This window comes from Streptomyces sp. NBC_00620 (assembly GCF_026341825.1).
GTDB lineage: Bacteria > Actinomycetota > Actinomycetes > Streptomycetales > Streptomycetaceae > Streptomyces.
Genome location: NZ_JAPENY010000003.1, coordinates 854618 through 869758 on the forward strand (window position 1 = coordinate 854618; position 15141 = coordinate 869758).

Consider the following 15141-nt stretch of genomic DNA (forward strand, 5'->3'; position numbering starts at 1 on the left):
GGTCTGGGCCAAATCCGTCACACCCGCCAACTACTGCCGCTGTTCGGACCGTTGACGACTCCATAGCACCATGACAACGTTTCCATCACCCCGCACCCGTATCCGAATGGAGACGTTCCCATGCGCAGGTACCCCTCCCGCCGGGCACTGGTCGGCTCCGGTCTGACGGCCATGGCCGCGGCCACGATGACCACGGCCTCCACCGGAAACGCGGCCGCAGCGGACAGCGGCAACGCCGAGGAATCAGAACACCGTTCCCGCGCGCTGTCCCGCGCCAGAGCCGCCTACTCGGCCCTGGAAAGACACTTCGGCACGACGGACGGATCCGGACTGGTCCGTGAGCAGTACCCGGCGGCCTCCGGCGACAAGCCGTACTCCTACGAATGGCCCTTCTCCCAGGTGCACATCGCCGCTCTGGACCTCGCGGCGGTGGACAAGGCCTACGAGTCGGAGCTGACCGTCCGCGCGAAGGCCCAGGAGCACTACTGGAACGCCGGCGGAGGCACGACCGGGCTGCCCGGATACGACTCCTATCCCCGCGCCCCGTACGGCACGGGCGGCGACATGTTCTACGACGACAACGAGTGGGTCGGCCTGGCGAAGGTCCAGCGCCATCTGCAGACCGGGGACCCGGCCGCGCTGGCCCGCGCGAAGGAGATCTTCGAACTCGTCCGGTCCGGCTGGGACACCGACACCACCCACGCCGCACCCGGCGGCGTCTTCTGGACCCAGGCAACCTGGAGCCACGACCGCAACACCGTCTCCAACATGCCGGGCGCCCAACTCGCCCTGCGCCTCCACCTGATCACCGGCGAGAGCGGCTACCTGGACTGGGCAAGACGGTTCTACGACTGGACGAACACCCATCTGCAGAGCCCGGGCGGACTGTACTGGGACCATCTCGACCTCCAGGGCACCATCGAGAAGACCGTCTGGTCGTACAACCAGGGCGTGCCGGTCGGCGTCAACGTCCTGCTCCACCGGGCGACCCGCGAACGCGTCTATCTGCGCCGGGCCGAGCGCATCGCCGAGGCCGCGTACGCCTACTACGTCACGCAGGGGCGGCTGTTCAGCCAGCCGGTGTTCTTCAACTCGATCTTCTTCAAGAACCTGCTGCTCCTGGAGTCGGTGTCCGGAGACGGCAGATACCGCCGCGCGATGGCCGACTACGCCGACCAGGTGTGGTCCACCATGCGCGATCCCTCGACCGGCCTGGTGCACTTCAACTCGTCCGGCGGCACGGAGGCGATCCAGCAGGCGGCCTTCGCACAGCTCTACGCCGTGCTCGCCTGGCCTCGCGACCTCTGGCCGACGCTCTACTGAGACTGAGACTGCGGGCCGAGTTCCCCTGTGCCCCGGGCGATGAGCCGCACCGGCAGCACCGTCCTGCGGGACGGGGCGCCCTCGCCGTTGATGCGGTCGATGAGCAAGTGCGCTGCGTGGCGGCCGAGTTCCTCGGTGTCGGAGGTCACCACCGTGACCGGGGTCGGGAGCATGTCGGCGAGCTTGAAGTCGTCGAATCCCACCACCGCGACGGGCGCGCCCAGTTGCTGGCTCGCCCGCAGAACGCCCTCGGTGAGGAAGCCCGTGGTCGAGAAGATCGCCGTCGGTGGTCGCGCCGACGTCAGCAGGGCGTGGGTGGCGGCGGAGGCATCGTCGGTCGTGCCGCGCCGCAGGGTGACGACCAGGTCGTCGTCGGCGGGGATGCCGCTGCGCCGCAGGGCCTTGCGGTAGCCGCGCAGTCTGCGGCCGGTGGTGTAGTACGAGGGCGCGACCAGGATCGCGATCCTGCGGTGGCCGTGGTCGATGAGGTGCTGGGTCGCCGCCGCTCCCCCGCCCTCGTTGTCGACCACGACGACATCGGCCTCGGCGCCGGTGGCGGGCCGGTCGACGAAGACGATGGGCACGTGGTCGTGGGCGTTGATCTCGTTGAGAAACGCGTGGTCGCCCTGGTCGGGCACGATGATGAGCCCGGCGACCCGCCGCCCGATGAGTTCGCCCACCGCACGGCGCTCGACCTCCGGGTCCTCGTCGGCGGTGCTGAGGAGCACCGCGTACCCGGCCCGGTTCGCCACGTCGACGGCGGCCTTCGCCAGGGACGCGTAGAAGGGGTTGGTCAGGTCGCCGAGCAGCAGACCGACGGTCATGGAGTTCTGCCCGGGGCGCAGTGAGCGTGCGATCTCGTTGCGCTGGTACCCGATGGCGTTGATGGCGGCGTTGACCCGGTCGGCCGTCTCCTCGCGGACCGTGCCGATGCCGTTGACGACGCGCGACACGGTGACGAGGGCGACGCCGGCCCGCTCTGCGACATCGCGCATCGTCGGCCTGGTGCTCTGGCGCTGCGGGGGACGACTGCTCACGTGGGGCGGAGACCAACTTTCATCGCCGGGGCGGCCGGGTGATCGCCCTCAGGATACGTTTCCGGATCCGGACGCATACCCCGGTCGGCAGGGTGGATTCCAGGGGCGACCGGGGCTGTGCGTCCACGCGGTTCGGGCGTTGGGGCCAGTCCTAACCGTTGCTCTTGATCACGTCGTTGATCTTGTCGGTCATGGTCTGCAGATCGGACAGCGGCTTCTTGCCCTGGAGGATGTCCGGCCAGTACGCCGTGATCAGGTCGTTGGACTGACTAGCCCACTGCGTGGTGAAGCGCACGCCCTGGGTCAGCGGGGCGTCGAGGTCCGCCTTGACGGTGGACGCCACGGTCGTCAGCCCCGCCTTGTCCAGGGCGTCGAAGTACGCGTCCTGAGCCGCGGTGTAGGCCGGCACCGCGACGGGAGAGTCCGGGAGCACCTTGGTCCACACGGTGGAGTCAAGGTACGAGAGGACCTTGAAGGTGACGTCCGCGTTCTTGGTGTACGAGGGGGTGCAGATGCCCACCGCGTCGTACAGGGTGGCCGCCTTGTCGACCTGGGGCAGCGGCGCGAAGCCGTACTCGATCTTCGGCTTGTCGGTGAGGAACCCTGCGGCCAGCCACTGGCCGCTCCACAGCATCGGGATCTCTCCGGCGGCGAACAGCGACTGCTGGCTGGAGATGTCGTAGCCGGGCGGGGCCACGGCGCCGCTCTTGATGCCCGCGACGAGTTTGCCGACGCCTTCGGTGTAGGTCGCGTCGGCGGTCACCTCGGTGGGCTGGTGGACGCTGTCGGCGAAGGCCGCGCCGCCGGCGGACAGGGAGTAGAGACTGGCGCTGAAGGGCCCGTCCAGTGCGGTCATGGCGTCGGCGACCAGGCCGTACTTGGCGCCCTTCTTGTGCAGCTTGTCGGCGGCCGCGTACATCTCGTCCCAGGTCCAGCCGGCGGCCGGCACGGGTATTCCGGCGGCCTTGAACGCGTCGATATCGTACCAGATGCCGTAGGTGTTCATCAGGGAGGGGACTCCGCCGATCTTTCCGTCGGCGGTCTTCCAGTTCTTCATGGCGGTGGGGACGAAGCTGCTGGTGGTGAAGTCACCGGAGCCGGAGCCGGACAGCCTGTCGGACCAGTCGGTGAGCAAACCCTGGCCGGTGTACTGCAGTTCGGTGTCGTTGCCGCACCAGAACAGGTCGGGCAGCTTCTTGGCCTGGGTGAGGGAGGCGAGCTTGTCCCCGTAGTTGCCGTTGGGGGTGTCGATGCGCTTGACCGTGATGTCGGGGTCGTCGAAGCCGGCCAGGGCCTTGTCGATGAGCTGGTTGGTCGCGTTCGACTCCCAGGTCATCACGGTGACCGTGGTCTTCCCGCCGGACTCGTTGCCCGAGGAGCCGCCGCAGGCGGACGTGGCCAGCAGTCCGCCTGCCGCCAACAGCGCTCCGGCGGTGTGCAGTGTTCGTTTCAACGTGGCCTCCTGGTACGTGTTTTGGGTCGGCCGACCCCGGTTCGGGTCAGCGCTGGTTGACGGTGCCCAGTGCGCTCAGACCTTGGATGAAGTAGCGCTGGGCCACGAAGAACACGGCCAGTGGGGGGAGCATGTAGAGCAGGTTCGCGGCCATGAAGAGGTTCCAGTCCGGGGTCTGGCCGGCGAACTGGGAGACGAAGGAGGCCATGCCGACGCTCAGCGGCCACTTCTCGGACGAGTACAGGTAGATGAGCGGGTTGAGGTAGTCGTTCCACGAGAACTGGAAGGCCAGGATGGACATGGTGATCCAGGCCGGCCGGGTGATCGGGAGCATGACGCTGAAGAAGATCCGGATGTGTCCGGCGCCGTCCACCTTGGCGGCCTCGTCGATGGAGTGGGGCACCGAGAGGAAGTACTGGCGGGCGAGGAAGATGAACAGCGGATTGCCGCCCAGGAAGGCCGGCACGATCAGCGGTAGCCAGGTGTCGTACCAGCCGATGTCCTTGAAGAGCTGGAACAGCGGGATGATGCCGACCACCGGGGGCAGCATCATGGAGCCGACGAAGACGTAGAACCAGAGCCTGCGGCCCGGGAAGCGGAGCCGGGCCAGGGCGTATCCGGTCATCATCGAGGTCATGACGCCGCCGATCACCGACAGACCTGTGATGACAAGGGAGTTCAGCAGCAGGCGGGGGAAGTGGATCGCCTTCGGTCCTTCGATGAAGTTCTCGAAGTGGAACTCGTTCGGCAGCAGCCGGGGCGGAACCTGGAAGACCGCCGAGTGGCCCTTCAGCGCGATGGTGAGCATCCACAGGATGGGCAGGACCATCACCGAGGAGATCAGCAGTGCGACGGCGTACCAGGACGCGGTCCGCAGTGCCTTCCGGGGCGGCCGGGGCGCACGCGTGGCGGCGGGCGGTCGAGGGGACGTCGCCGGCTCCGAGGCCGTCGTGACGTCAGGAGACATGGTCACTGTAGGTCCAGACGGAGGAGAAGCGGGCGGTGGCGGCGATCACGACGACGATGACCAGGAAGAGCACCCACACCTGGGCGGAGGCGTAGCCGAAGTCGGCGACCCGCCCGAGCGTGGGGAAGCCGTTGTTGTAGATCGACAGCATCAGGACCCTGGTGCTGAATCCGGGTCCGCCGAGGCCGTCCGGCGAGAGGATCTTCGGCTGGTTGAACGTCTGCAGGGCGGTCACCAGTTGGAGCACGACCTGTAGCACCATGATCGGGCTGATCAGCGGCAGGGTGATCCGGAAGAACATGGTCCCGGGGCCGGCGCCGTCGATGCGGGCAGCCTCGTAGAGCTCGGTGGGCACCGCTTGGAGCGCGGCGAGAAAGATGATCATCGTGGAGCCGACGCTCCACAGCATGACGATCACGATCGACGGCATCGCCGAGTTCGAACCCGACAGCCACTCGCTGGTCGGGAGGTGAAGCCACGTCAGCACCTGGTTTGCCAGGCCGACTTGGGGGTTGAAGACGAACTTCCACAGCGTGATCGTGGCGACCACCGGCAGCACCACCGGCAGGTAGACCAGGGTGCGCAGGACACGGACGCCCCGGATGCGCCGGTTGCAGAACACCGCCAGCGCAAGGCCGATGACCAGCGACGCCGGCACATACAGGACGACAAGGAGCAGGGTGGCGCGCACCGAGGGCCAGAACGACGGGTCGGTGGTGAACATCCTGCGGAAGTTGTCGAGGCCGACGAAGGTCGGGGCGGTCAGGCCGTTGTACCGCGTCAGCGCGAAGTAGGCCGACCGGATCAGGGGGTAGACGACGAAGACCGTGAAGCCGAGGAGCGCCGGCGCCATGAACGCGTACGCGGCCCGGGTGTCCGAGCCGAGCTTCGCGCGCCTGCGCGGTTTCGGGTACGGCGGTGGATGCGGGGGGCGGTGTCGCTGCTGGTGCGGAGTGGCTGTCACACGGGCTCACCTTCTCCTCCGAGGAGTTGGCGAAGACTCAGACCGGGCGGACCCGACCGTCTGGTGGTCTCCAGCTCCTTCAAGGTAACGTTTCCATTCCCTGTTGATCACACGGTGGCGCACGTCACAGAGGGAGTCAAGAGGCGCGATGGTAACGTTTCCCGGATCAACATCCGCAACAGCATGGGCAGTTCCGGATTCCCTGAGGACGCTCGGACGACGGCTGGCCACCGAGCTGCGGGGCAGCCCGGCAGCGGACATCGTCGAGAGCTGCCTGACCAACACATGGACCACGTCGATGAGTTGGGGCACACCACCATCGGCAGCCCCGGAGGTCTCGGAGGTCTTCGTCGGGACGGGAGACATCCCGGCGATGTGGCTGCGCGACAGCACGGCCCAGGTCCGCCCCTACCTCGCCGTGGCCTCGGATCCGGAGGTCGCCGACGTCCTGGTCGCCGTATCGCGCCGCCAGATCCGCTGCGTCCTCCAGGACCCGTATGCCAACGCCTTCAACGACGGACCCACCGGCGCGCACGGAGAGCCCGGTGACCGGCCCACTCCCCGGGAGTGGGTATGGGAGCGCAAGTACGAACTCGACTCCCTCTGCGCACCGTTGCAGTTGGCTTACGCGATCCGGCGGGCGACCGGCCGCGAGGACCACCTGGACGGCGCCTTCCACCGCGCCGCCTGGACAATCGTGCGGCTGTGGCAGGCAGAGCAGTCCCACACGCACTCGCCCTACTGGTTCATCCGGCCGTCCGGACCCTTCGCCGGTGACAGCCTTCCGCACGACGGCCGCGGAGCCAGCGTCCGGCGGACCGGCATGACGTGGTCGGGCTTCCGCCCGAGCGACGATCCCTGCCGGCACGGCTACCTCGTCCCGGCCAACGCACTGGCGTCCACGACCCTGCACGGGCTGGCCGAACTGGCCACGACAGCGCTCCGCGACACCGAACTCGCCCGACATGCCCGGACGTTGGCCGACGAGATCGACGCCGGAATCCTGGCGCACGCGGTGGTGGAGGCCGGCGGCGCATCCGTACTGGCCTACGAGGTGAACGGCCTCGGCGCGGTGCTGCTCGGCGACGACGCCAACCTGCCCAGTCTGCTGAGCCTCCCCCTGAGCGGCTGGTGCACACCGCAGGACCCGCTCTATCAGGCCACCCGGCGTCTCGTGCTCTCCGAGGCGAACCCCTCGTTCTTCAGGGGCAGTTACGCGTCCGGTATCGGCAGTACGCATACGCCGGACGGTCACGTCTGGCCGCTGGCGATCGCCACCGCGGGCCTGACCGGCGGCAAGAACGCGACGGCACGGGCCCTGGAGAGACTGGCGGCCACGACCGCGGGCACCGGCCTGATGCACGAGAGCTTCCATGTCGAGGACCCCGGCCGGTTCACCCGGGACTGGTTCGGCTGGGCCAACGCCATGTTCTGCGAACTCGCTCTCGACCTGTGCGGGAGCGGCGTACGGCACCTGTTTCCCGTGCACCCACGGACGCTGCCCACCTGATCCGCGCCGACGGCCGAGGCACCGTCTCCCCCAACTACCCCGAGGATCCTGCCGTGTTGCACCTGCCCGACACCGTCCACGTCATGACCGACGACACCCGACCGCGTACGGCGCTCTCGGCCACCGAAGGCGTCTGGACGGTGCGCGGCGCCCAGGTCACCGCCGAGCGGACGTGTGACGGTCTGCGGGTATGCGCCCGCGCGGGCGCCGAGGGCCTGTCGAGGATCGTGCTGCGCTGGAGGCACCACGCACCCGAAGGCGCGCGGATCTTGGGAGACGCCTGGGAACGCGGGTACGGCGATCTTCAGTGGCGCACTCTGCAGCCGGATCGCGCGCTGCCCTGGTACGTCCTGATCACCGGCGCCGACGGGGGAACGACGACCGGGTGGGGGGTGCGGACCGGAGCCGGCGCCCTGTGCTCCTGGACCGTCGACGAGGGCGGTATCGCCCTCTGGGCGGATGTCCGCAGTGGCGGCCTGCCGGTGCTGTCGGGGGAGCGCGTGCTGGACGTGGCCACGGTGGTGACCGCCGCGGCCCCGGCCCCGTTCGCCGCCCACGAAGCGCTCTGCACTGCGATGAGCCCGGACCCACTCCCTGTGAAAGGCCCCGTCGTGGGCAGCAACAACTGGTACTACGCCTACGGACGCGACTTCGGCCCCGAAGCGGTCCTGCGGGACGCGCGGACGGTCGTGGAGTACGCCGACGGGCACCCCGTCCGCCCGTACTGCGTGATCGACGACGGCTGGACCGAGGGCGGCGGAACCGCGCCCGGCGGTCCCTGGGACACCGGGCTGCCGGGCGTGTTCGACGACATGGGAGACATGGCCGCCCGGATCACGGAGACCGGCGCCCGGCCGGGCCTGTGGTTCCGCCCGCTGCTCTCCCGGACCGAGACCCCCGCGGTCCGGCCCGGCATACGGAGGGACGCCGGTTTCCCCCTCGACCCGTCGCTGGACCTTGCGCTGGAGACGGTCGCCGAGGACGTGACCCGGTTCCGGCAATGGGGGTACGAACTGATCAAGCACGACTTCTCGACGTACGACGTGTTCGGCAGGTTCGCCGCCGACTCCCCCGCCGAACTCGCCTCGCCGGGCTGGGTGTTGGCCGACCGGTCCCGCACGAGCGCCGAGATCCTGGTCCGCCTGTACCGCACGATCGCCGAGGCCGCCGGAGACACGGTGGTGATCGGCTGCAACACGGTCGGCCATCTGTCTGCGGGCCTCGTGCGGGTGCAACGGTGCGGCGACGACACCTCGGGACGGAGTTGGGAGCGGACTCGGCGGATGGGCGTGAACACGCTCGCCTTCCGACTGGCCCAGCACAACAGGTTCTTCACCGTGGACGCGGACTGCGTGCCCTGCACACCACAGACGGACTGGAGCCTCAACCGGCAGTTCCTGGACCTGGTTTCGCGCTCCGGTACCGCTTTGTTCGTCTCGGTTGATCCCGCCGCCCGCACGGACCGCACGGACGCCGACCTCGCCGCGGCCATCAGGCTCGCGCTGGACGGCGGGACACCCGGTGGCGTCGAACCGCTCGACTGGCTGTCCACCACTGCTCCTCGTCGCTGGCGGGCCGGTGCGGAGACCCTCGTCTACGACTGGGCCGAACCCTGGGGAGCGACACCCCTGCCGGTTTGAGTTCAGGGCGTGATGGTGAGGGAGCCGTAATCCGAGAGGTTGGTGAGATTCACCTGGCTCAGCGTGGTCGCCGGGGTCGTGCTCCCGGGCATCACGATGTTCTTCAGCGCGACCCCCGTGATGGGAGCGCCGGGCAGGCCGTTGACGCGCGCGGCGGTGATACCGGCGTTGCGTACCTTCACGTTGGAGATCGTGACCCCGGTGACCGGGCCGATTCCCGCTGTGTTTCCGGTCATCAGGGCCAGCCAGGTCCGGTTGTCGTCGTTCTTGAAACTGAGCCGTTCGATGTCGATGTCGTCGAACTTGATGTTCGTCGCGCCCGCCGTTCCGTACTTGTGGTGGACGCCGATGCCCACGGCGGCGTCGTACACGACGACGTGCTGGAAGGTGACCTTGTTCTGCGGCTGGAAGACGCCCTGGCCCACCTTGACGCCGTAGCAGTAGGTCCAGGAGACCAGGTCGTTGAAGGTGACGTTCTCCAGCGGGCGTGCGGTGCCGGGGACGGTGTTGTAGATGTCGGTGCCGGCGGCCCAGGTCTTGGTGCTGAACGGGTCGTCGGTCCCGATGCCGATCGCGTGGTCGACGGTGACGTCGGTGGACTCCATGACGTCGATGCCGTCGTTCTCGCCCATGTCGAACCTGTTGAACAGCTTGATGTTGCGGAAGGTCATGTTCGAGGACCGCAGGGGAATGACCGCCCAACTGCTGGCCTCACGGAAGGTGATGCCGTCGACCGTGAAGCCGCTCGTGTAGATCGGGGCGAGGAGGTTCACGCCGAGGTTGTCGGGCGCGAGTGCGGCCTGGCCGTTGCCGTCGATGATTCCCCGGCCGTAGATCTTGATGTTGGTCGAGGAGTACCGGGTGGAGATGAACCAAGTGAGGTCCCGCTGCTGCGAGTTCTTGTGCCCGTTCACCACGTAGTGGTCACGGTCTCCCGTGTAGCGGAGGACCGCACCGGGTGCGAGGTAGAACGCGAGGTTGCTGCGCAGATAGAGGTTGCCCAGCGTGTAGACGCCGGCCGGCACGTACACGATGCCCTGGGTGCCGTTCGCGGATCCGTACGCGGCGGCGTCGTTCAGGGCGTTCTGGAAGGCCGTCGTGGTGTAGGCGCCGGTGTTCGGCTGGGCCGAGTAGGGCGCGCTCTGCACATTGAAGATCCCGGTCCCACTGGCCGCCGGACGGTTGGTCTCTGCCGGGTCGGCGGCGATGACCAGGTTGGGGCGGCCGTCGAGCTTCACGATCAGGTACTCGTCGTTCTGGACGGTGAAGGTCAGGGTCGAGCCGCTGACGGACCCGGCGATGCCCAGCTTCTGCGGGCTGATGCTGTACGAGCCGATGTCCGTGTTGTTCACCTTGGTCACCGCGATGGTAGCGGTGCCCGTCCCCAGGGAGAGCTGCGCGATGTCGTACCCCGGGTACTTGGTGACGGGCACGGACGTTCCGTTGACGGTCAGCCTGTAGTCGGTCGACGCCGAGTAGATCGACGGGACCGGGTACACCCCCACGGCCCCTGGCGCGGCCTGGGCGGACTGAGGCAGGCCCAGCAGCGTCGCGACGCCGAGCAGCAGAGCGGTCAACCCCAGTGCCAGACAACGCAGTACGCGACCTTCGGCTCCGTCGGCCGCAATCAGTGGTGATCTCATCCGGTGTCCTCCCCGTCGGACGATCCATCGGGCGCACCCGTTCTGGTCATGTGCTTGGTGAATCGGGTGGCCGGGTCGGTGCGTCACGCTAGGCAGCGCATGGAAACGTTGTCAATGGCATGACAGCCTCGCCATCGAGCGGTTCGGTTTCTCCCCTTCGGTACTCGTCCCGAACACGCTGCACGTTCCTGGGGAACCGCTGTCCGAACCTGAAGCAAGATCGTCACGTGTGGGGCCGGTCGCGCACAGCGGCCGCCGGACACTCCCGTCCAACGGCCGCTGTTCACACATAAGACCGGACGCGTCACGCCTTCGCGCCACGCGCCTTGAGCATGTCGGCCATGAGCTGAATCTCGGCCTGCTGGCCCTCGACCATGCCCTGGGCCAAGCGACGTACCTCCTCGGTCTTCGCCATCCCGGCCGCGCTCTCGGACATCGCGATGCCGCCCTTGTGGTGCGCGGTGAGCAGCTGAAGGTAGAGGATCTCCGCGGCCTTGCCCTTGGCCTGACGCAGCTGGTCCATTTGCCGGTTGGTGGCCATGCCGGGCATCAGGGAGCCGTCGTGCGGCTTGTAGTCCATGCCCTTCATGCCGTCCATGCCGCTCATGTCATGGTCCATCCAGGACATGTACGGCTGTTGCGAGGACTTCGGCAGACCCCACACGTCCAGCCAGCCCAGGAGCATCCCGCGCTGGTTGGCCTGGGTGTTGATGACGTCGTACGCGAGTCGCCGTACGTCCTCGTCAGCGGTGCGGTCGCGCACGATGAACGACAGCTCCACCGCCTGCTGGTGATGCACCGCCATGTCCCGTGCGAAGCCCGCGTCCACCGAGTCCTTCCGCGGTACGGCCGCGGCGCTGCTCGACGGCCACATCAGCGCCGCGAACACCGTGACCGCCGCGAGCACGGCGGCGAGCGACCCGCCGATCAACAGCCGTGACAGCCTCCTGACGTGCCGGTCACCGGTGTCCTCCTCGTGCTCCTCCTCGTGCTCCCGCGTCTCGTCGTCACTCACGAGGACTTCCCGCCGGTGCAGGCGGCACCCGGTTCCGGGGTCTGCGCGCCCTGCACGTACTTCTCGAGGAACTCGGCCACCCTCGGGTCGGACTCCTTCGTCACGTTCAGCTGGTGGCCCCAGGCCGTCAGCGAGATCGGCGAGGACTGCGTCTTGTACGGGCTCATCAGGGTGTACGGCGTCTTGGCCACCTTGGCGGAGAGCGTCTTGACGTCGGCGTCGGCGGCCTTGTCGTTGTAGGTGACCCAGACGGCGCCGTGCTCCATGGAGTGGACGGCGTTCTCGTCGCGCAGTTCGCTGGTGTAGACGTCGCCGTTGCAGTTCTGCCAGACGGGGTCGTGGTCGCCGCCGGCGGGCGGTGTCATGGGGTAGGTCACGTCCTTGTCGACGTGGTTCTGGGTCAGCTTCGACCAGGTCTTCTCGCCGGAGACGGGCGCGGCCTTGGCCTGCTCCTTCTCGTTGGCGGTGTCGACCAGGTACCAGCCCCCGCCCGCGACGCCGACGAGGATGGCCGCGGACACTGCGATCGTGATGATCCGGTTGCGGCGCTCGCGGGCTCTTTCGGCGCGGCGCTGCTCTTCTATTCGGGCGCGGCGGGACGCGGCCTTGGTCTTGGAGTTGGCGGAACCCATGGTGAAGTCCTTTTCGTGCAGCGGAAATTGACGGATGCCGGTGGATGGAGAGGGACGGGCATCCGGTTCTAGGTCCGCAGGACTTGAAGGACGTGCAGGTTCGGCGGGCGCGGGGCGACCCCGTACGCCGTGGTCTGTGCCGGGACGGCGGCCGGCCTGGCGTCCACCTGGACGGGCAGGCTCTGAGGTTGCGGGTGCGGTCCGGGGCCGGTCGTGGGGGTGTCCATCACCCACTGGGCGCCGCACTCGTCCTGGCCGGGGGCAGCGCAGACGTGCTCGTGGTCGTCGCCGTCCGGCCCGTGGTACGCGGTGGACGACATGGCGGCGACCGGCTGCACGGCGGGCCCGTGCGTACACAGGCACGCCAAACCCAGCACCGTGGCCAGGGCCACCAACAGGCCCAGCACCACGGAGCCGGTACGGCGCCGCACAGTCATCGTCAGTCGCCTGCGTCTTCCAGGTAGGTGAAGCAACGGCGGATCAAGTGGTCGGGGGCGACCAGGGTTTCCCGGACGACCCGGTTGTCCTCGTCCAACGTCAGCTCCAGTGCAAGCCGTTCCCCCGGATGTCCCAGGGCAAGCACGGTGTGGCCCTCGGCGTCGGTGAACCGGGACGTCCGCGTCGCCTTGCCCTGCGCATACGGATCGGAGTCTACGAAGTTGTCGCCGGACATCTCCAAGGGGGGCGGGGCGACGGCGGCGTGGGGGACCTCGCACGACCACATCGACATGCAGCCTTACTGTGCCTGCCGCACACCCTGGGGTGGGGGCCCGGCCGCCCCACTGATCATCGGTGACATACGCGGTGAACAGCCACAGCCGTTCACCCGTACCCCTGGTCGTATACCTGGCCGCTCTCGCGGGCAGGGCCAGCACGGATCAGGAGAGGCACGTGCCGCAACAACAGCCGCGAGTACGCACCGACCGTACCCAGCTCACCGCCCGTCTGGCGCGCGCATCCGCGCTGACCGCCGGCCTGGCCCTCCTTCCCCTGGCCACGGCGTGCAGTGGAGGCGAGGACAGCGCGGCGAAGAGCAAGCCGACGACGACCTCCGTGACGGCCGCCGCCGCAGCCGGGGTCGTGGCGCCGGCGAAGGTCGAGGTGATCGCCAATCTGACCGGCTGCAAGCCCACGATCCGTATCGAGGCGGACGAACTGCGCCAGGGTCTCTGCCACACGAAGGAGATCGACTACCTCATCACCACGTTTCCGGAGGACGAGTACAAACAGGCATGGCTGGACGCCGCCGCCGTCTACGGAGGCAAGTACCTGGTCGGCTCACGCTGGATCGTCAGCGCGAAAGAGCCGGAGATGCTGGAGCAGTTCCGCACCAAGCTCGGCGGGACGATCGAGCAACTGCGCGGCATAGGCCCGACCATGGCACCGAGCTCGTCGTAGGCGACGGCCCGTCAAACCCGCTGCGTACATCCCACCGGCCTGGAGGCTGCTGCTCCTACGCGGAGATGGGCGGCCTGTGGGTCTGCCAGTGCCGGGCATCCTCCGCCCGAGCAGCCCGTTCGAGAAGATCATCGCCGCGTCGACGAAGGCGCCCGCGAGCGGCGTGCGACGGGTCATCGCGGATGGCGCGCGCCGAGTCACTGGCCCGGTCGGCCGCCACGGCCCCGCATCGCCCGTACCCTTCGTGGTGTCTACGGCGTCAGATAGAGGGCGCCAAATCACTGGAGGCAACACCTCGTGCTTATTGCTCAGCGTCCGTCCCTGACCGAAGAGGTCGTCGACGAGTTCCGTTCCCGGTTCGTGATCGAGCCGCTGGAGCCGGGCTTCGGCTACACCCTCGGCAACTCCCTGCGTCGTACGCTCCTCTCCTCGATCCCGGGTGCGGCTGTCACGTCCATCCGCGTCGACGGTGTCCTGCACGAGTTCACCACCGTGCCGGGTGTCAAGGAGGACGTCACCGACCTGATCCTCAACATCAAGCAGCTGGTCGTGAGCAGCGAGCAGGACGAGCCCGTCGTGATGTACCTGCGCAAGCAGGGCCCGGGTCTGGTCACCGCCGCCGACATCGCGCCCCCGGCCGGTGTCGAGGTGCACAACCCCGACCTCGTCCTCGCCACGCTCAACAGCAAGGGCAAGCTGGAGATGGAGCTGACCGTCGAGCGCGGTCGCGGCTACGTCTCCGCCGTCCAGAACAAGCAGGTGGGCCAGGAGATCGGTCGTATCCCGGTCGACTCCATCTACTCGCCGGTGCTGAAGGTCACGTACAAGGTCGAGGCCACGCGTGTCGAGCAGCGCACCGACTTCGACAAGCTGATCGTCGATGTCGAGACCAAGCAGGCCATGCGTCCCCGTGACGCCATGGCGTCGGCCGGTAAGACGCTGGTCGAGCTGTTCGGTCTCGCTCGCGAGCTGAACATCGACGCCGAGGGCATCGACATGGGCCCGTCCCCCACGGACGCCGCTCTCGCCGCCGATCTCGCCCTGCCGATCGAGGAGCTCGAGCTCACCGTCCGGTCGTACAACTGCCTCAAGCGTGAGGGCGTCCACTCGGTGGGTGAGCTCCTGGCGCGCTCCGAGGCCGACCTCCTCGACATTCGCAACTTCGGTGCGAAGTCCATCGACGAGGTCAAGGCGAAGCTCGCCGGTCTGGGGCTGGGCCTCAAGGACAGCCCGCCCGGATTCGACCCGACCGCCGCCGCCTTCGGCGCGGACGACAACGCGGACGCGGGTTTCGTGGAGACCGAGCAGTACTGAACACTGCGCTACGGCGGTCGATGCCGACACCCGCCTGATGGTTGCCACCCGTCGTCCGGTGGCGGGCAACATCGCCGACGCGCACACCTTTCGGGACACCGGCCTGGCCGAGGTCTGCTCCGGCACCGCAGTGCTCGCCGACGGCGCCTACTGCGCACCGGCCTCGTCACCCCGCATCGTCGGGCGCACCGCACTGCCCGCACACGGACTTCTGGAACACGCTTTACGGCGTGTTCCAGATGTGC

14 protein-coding genes are annotated in these 15141 nt (G+C 68.2%); 5 read left to right on the forward strand and 9 right to left on the reverse strand.

The window, feature by feature from the left end; all coding sequences use genetic code 11:
• Positions 1–120 precede the first annotated feature (120 nt).
• The gene (locus OG246_RS35090; RefSeq protein ID WP_266472707.1) at positions 121–1323 is read left to right on the forward strand and encodes a glycoside hydrolase family 76 protein; all 1203 of its coding nucleotides are present in this window, start codon (positions 121–123) and stop codon (positions 1321–1323) included.
• Here OG246_RS35090 and OG246_RS35095 read toward each other — a convergent pair.
• The 4 genes from OG246_RS35095 to OG246_RS35110 form a co-directional block, all read right to left on the reverse strand.
• On the reverse strand, positions 1317–2318 hold the full coding sequence (locus tag OG246_RS35095) for a LacI family DNA-binding transcriptional regulator (RefSeq protein WP_266472708.1): 1002 nt from the start codon (positions 2316–2318) through the stop codon (positions 1317–1319). The genes OG246_RS35090 and OG246_RS35095 overlap by 7 nt on opposite strands.
• 193 nt (positions 2319–2511) lie before the next feature.
• Positions 2512–3813: an ABC transporter substrate-binding protein gene (locus tag OG246_RS35100; RefSeq protein WP_266472709.1), complete on the reverse strand. Its 1302-nt coding sequence runs from the start codon at positions 3811–3813 to the stop codon at positions 2512–2514.
• A 46-nt stretch (positions 3814–3859) separates the two neighbouring features.
• Positions 3860–4780 (reverse strand): carbohydrate ABC transporter permease, encoded by a 921-nt coding sequence (locus tag OG246_RS35105; RefSeq protein ID WP_266472712.1) that lies wholly within the window; start codon positions 4778–4780, stop codon positions 3860–3862.
• Positions 4770–5744, reverse strand: coding sequence for a carbohydrate ABC transporter permease (locus OG246_RS35110; protein ID WP_266472714.1), 975 nt, complete (start codon positions 5742–5744; stop codon positions 4770–4772). Before OG246_RS35110 ends, OG246_RS35105 begins: the two co-directional genes overlap by 11 nt.
• Positions 5745–5892: 148 nt before the next feature.
• Here OG246_RS35110 and OG246_RS35115 point away from each other — a divergent pair, with 148 nt between their 5' ends.
• Positions 5893–7254 carry a glycoside hydrolase family 125 protein gene (locus OG246_RS35115; protein WP_266472716.1) on the forward strand — a complete coding sequence of 454 codons (1362 nt, stop codon included), beginning with the start codon at positions 5893–5895 and terminating at the stop codon, positions 7252–7254.
• 83 nt (positions 7255–7337) lie between these two features.
• Positions 7338–8894: a hypothetical protein gene (locus OG246_RS35120; protein ID WP_266472718.1), complete on the forward strand. Its 1557-nt coding sequence runs from the start codon at positions 7338–7340 to the stop codon at positions 8892–8894.
• Positions 8895–8896: 2 nt separating this feature from the next.
• Here the strand turns inward: OG246_RS35120 and OG246_RS35125 are convergent, their stop codons facing one another.
• The 5 genes from OG246_RS35125 to OG246_RS35145 all read right to left on the reverse strand — a co-directional run bounded on the left by OG246_RS35125 (position 8897) and on the right by OG246_RS35145 (position 12914).
• Positions 8897–10537 (reverse strand): glycosyl hydrolase family 28 protein, encoded by a 1641-nt coding sequence (locus tag OG246_RS35125; RefSeq protein ID WP_266472721.1) that lies wholly within the window; start codon positions 10535–10537, stop codon positions 8897–8899.
• A 304-nt stretch (positions 10538–10841) separates the two neighbouring features.
• On the reverse strand, positions 10842–11411 hold the full coding sequence (locus tag OG246_RS35130; RefSeq protein ID WP_266474942.1) for a DUF305 domain-containing protein: 570 nt from the start codon (positions 11409–11411) through the stop codon (positions 10842–10844).
• 137 nt (positions 11412–11548) lie between these two features.
• On the reverse strand, positions 11549–12184 hold the full coding sequence (locus OG246_RS35135; RefSeq protein ID WP_266472723.1) for a DUF3105 domain-containing protein: 636 nt from the start codon (positions 12182–12184) through the stop codon (positions 11549–11551).
• A gap of 68 nt (positions 12185–12252) precedes the next feature.
• Positions 12253–12621 (reverse strand): hypothetical protein, encoded by a 369-nt coding sequence (locus tag OG246_RS35140; protein WP_266472724.1) that lies wholly within the window; start codon positions 12619–12621, stop codon positions 12253–12255.
• Positions 12622–12623: 2 nt separating this feature from the next.
• Entirely contained in the window at positions 12624–12914 is a 291-nt protein-coding gene (locus tag OG246_RS35145; RefSeq protein ID WP_266472726.1) for a hypothetical protein, read from the reverse strand.
• Between the two features lie 161 nt (positions 12915–13075).
• On the opposite strand from OG246_RS35145, the gene OG246_RS35150 reads away from it, so the two are divergent.
• Together OG246_RS35150 and OG246_RS35155 are read left to right on the forward strand one after the other, a co-directional pair.
• A complete protein-coding gene (locus OG246_RS35150) occupies positions 13076–13582 on the forward strand; it encodes a hypothetical protein (RefSeq protein ID WP_266472728.1) in 507 nt (168 codons plus the stop codon).
• Between the two features lie 297 nt (positions 13583–13879).
• Positions 13880–14896 carry a DNA-directed RNA polymerase subunit alpha gene (locus tag OG246_RS35155; protein ID WP_266472730.1) on the forward strand — a complete coding sequence of 339 codons (1017 nt, stop codon included), beginning with the start codon at positions 13880–13882 and terminating at the stop codon, positions 14894–14896.
• Positions 14897–15141 lie beyond the last annotated feature (245 nt).

What these genes read in the sequence shown, in the direction of transcription:
- OG246_RS35140 (WP_266472724.1), bottom strand. Translation starts at nt 12,621, where the DNA reads ATGACTGTGCGGCGCCGTACCGGCTCCGTGGTGCTGGGCCTGTTGGTG.
- OG246_RS35090 (WP_266472707.1), top strand. Translation starts at nt 121, where the DNA reads ATGCGCAGGTACCCCTCCCGCCGGGCACTGGTCGGCTCCGGTCTGACG.
- OG246_RS35130 (WP_266474942.1), bottom strand. Translation starts at nt 11,411, where the DNA reads ATGTGGCCGTCGAGCAGCGCCGCGGCCGTACCGCGGAAGGACTCGGTG.
- OG246_RS35095 (WP_266472708.1), bottom strand. Translation starts at nt 2,318, where the DNA reads ATGCGCGATGTCGCAGAGCGGGCCGGCGTCGCCCTCGTCACCGTGTCG.
- OG246_RS35120 (WP_266472718.1), top strand. Translation starts at nt 7,338, where the DNA reads ATGACCGACGACACCCGACCGCGTACGGCGCTCTCGGCCACCGAAGGC.
- OG246_RS35135 (WP_266472723.1), bottom strand. Translation starts at nt 12,184, where the DNA reads ATGGGTTCCGCCAACTCCAAGACCAAGGCCGCGTCCCGCCGCGCCCGA.
- OG246_RS35145 (WP_266472726.1), bottom strand. Translation starts at nt 12,914, where the DNA reads ATGTCGATGTGGTCGTGCGAGGTCCCCCACGCCGCCGTCGCCCCGCCC.
- OG246_RS35115 (WP_266472716.1), top strand. Translation starts at nt 5,893, where the DNA reads ATGGTAACGTTTCCCGGATCAACATCCGCAACAGCATGGGCAGTTCCG.
- OG246_RS35125 (WP_266472721.1), bottom strand. Translation starts at nt 10,537, where the DNA reads ATGAGATCACCACTGATTGCGGCCGACGGAGCCGAAGGTCGCGTACTG.
- OG246_RS35105 (WP_266472712.1), bottom strand. Translation starts at nt 4,780, where the DNA reads ATGTCTCCTGACGTCACGACGGCCTCGGAGCCGGCGACGTCCCCTCGA.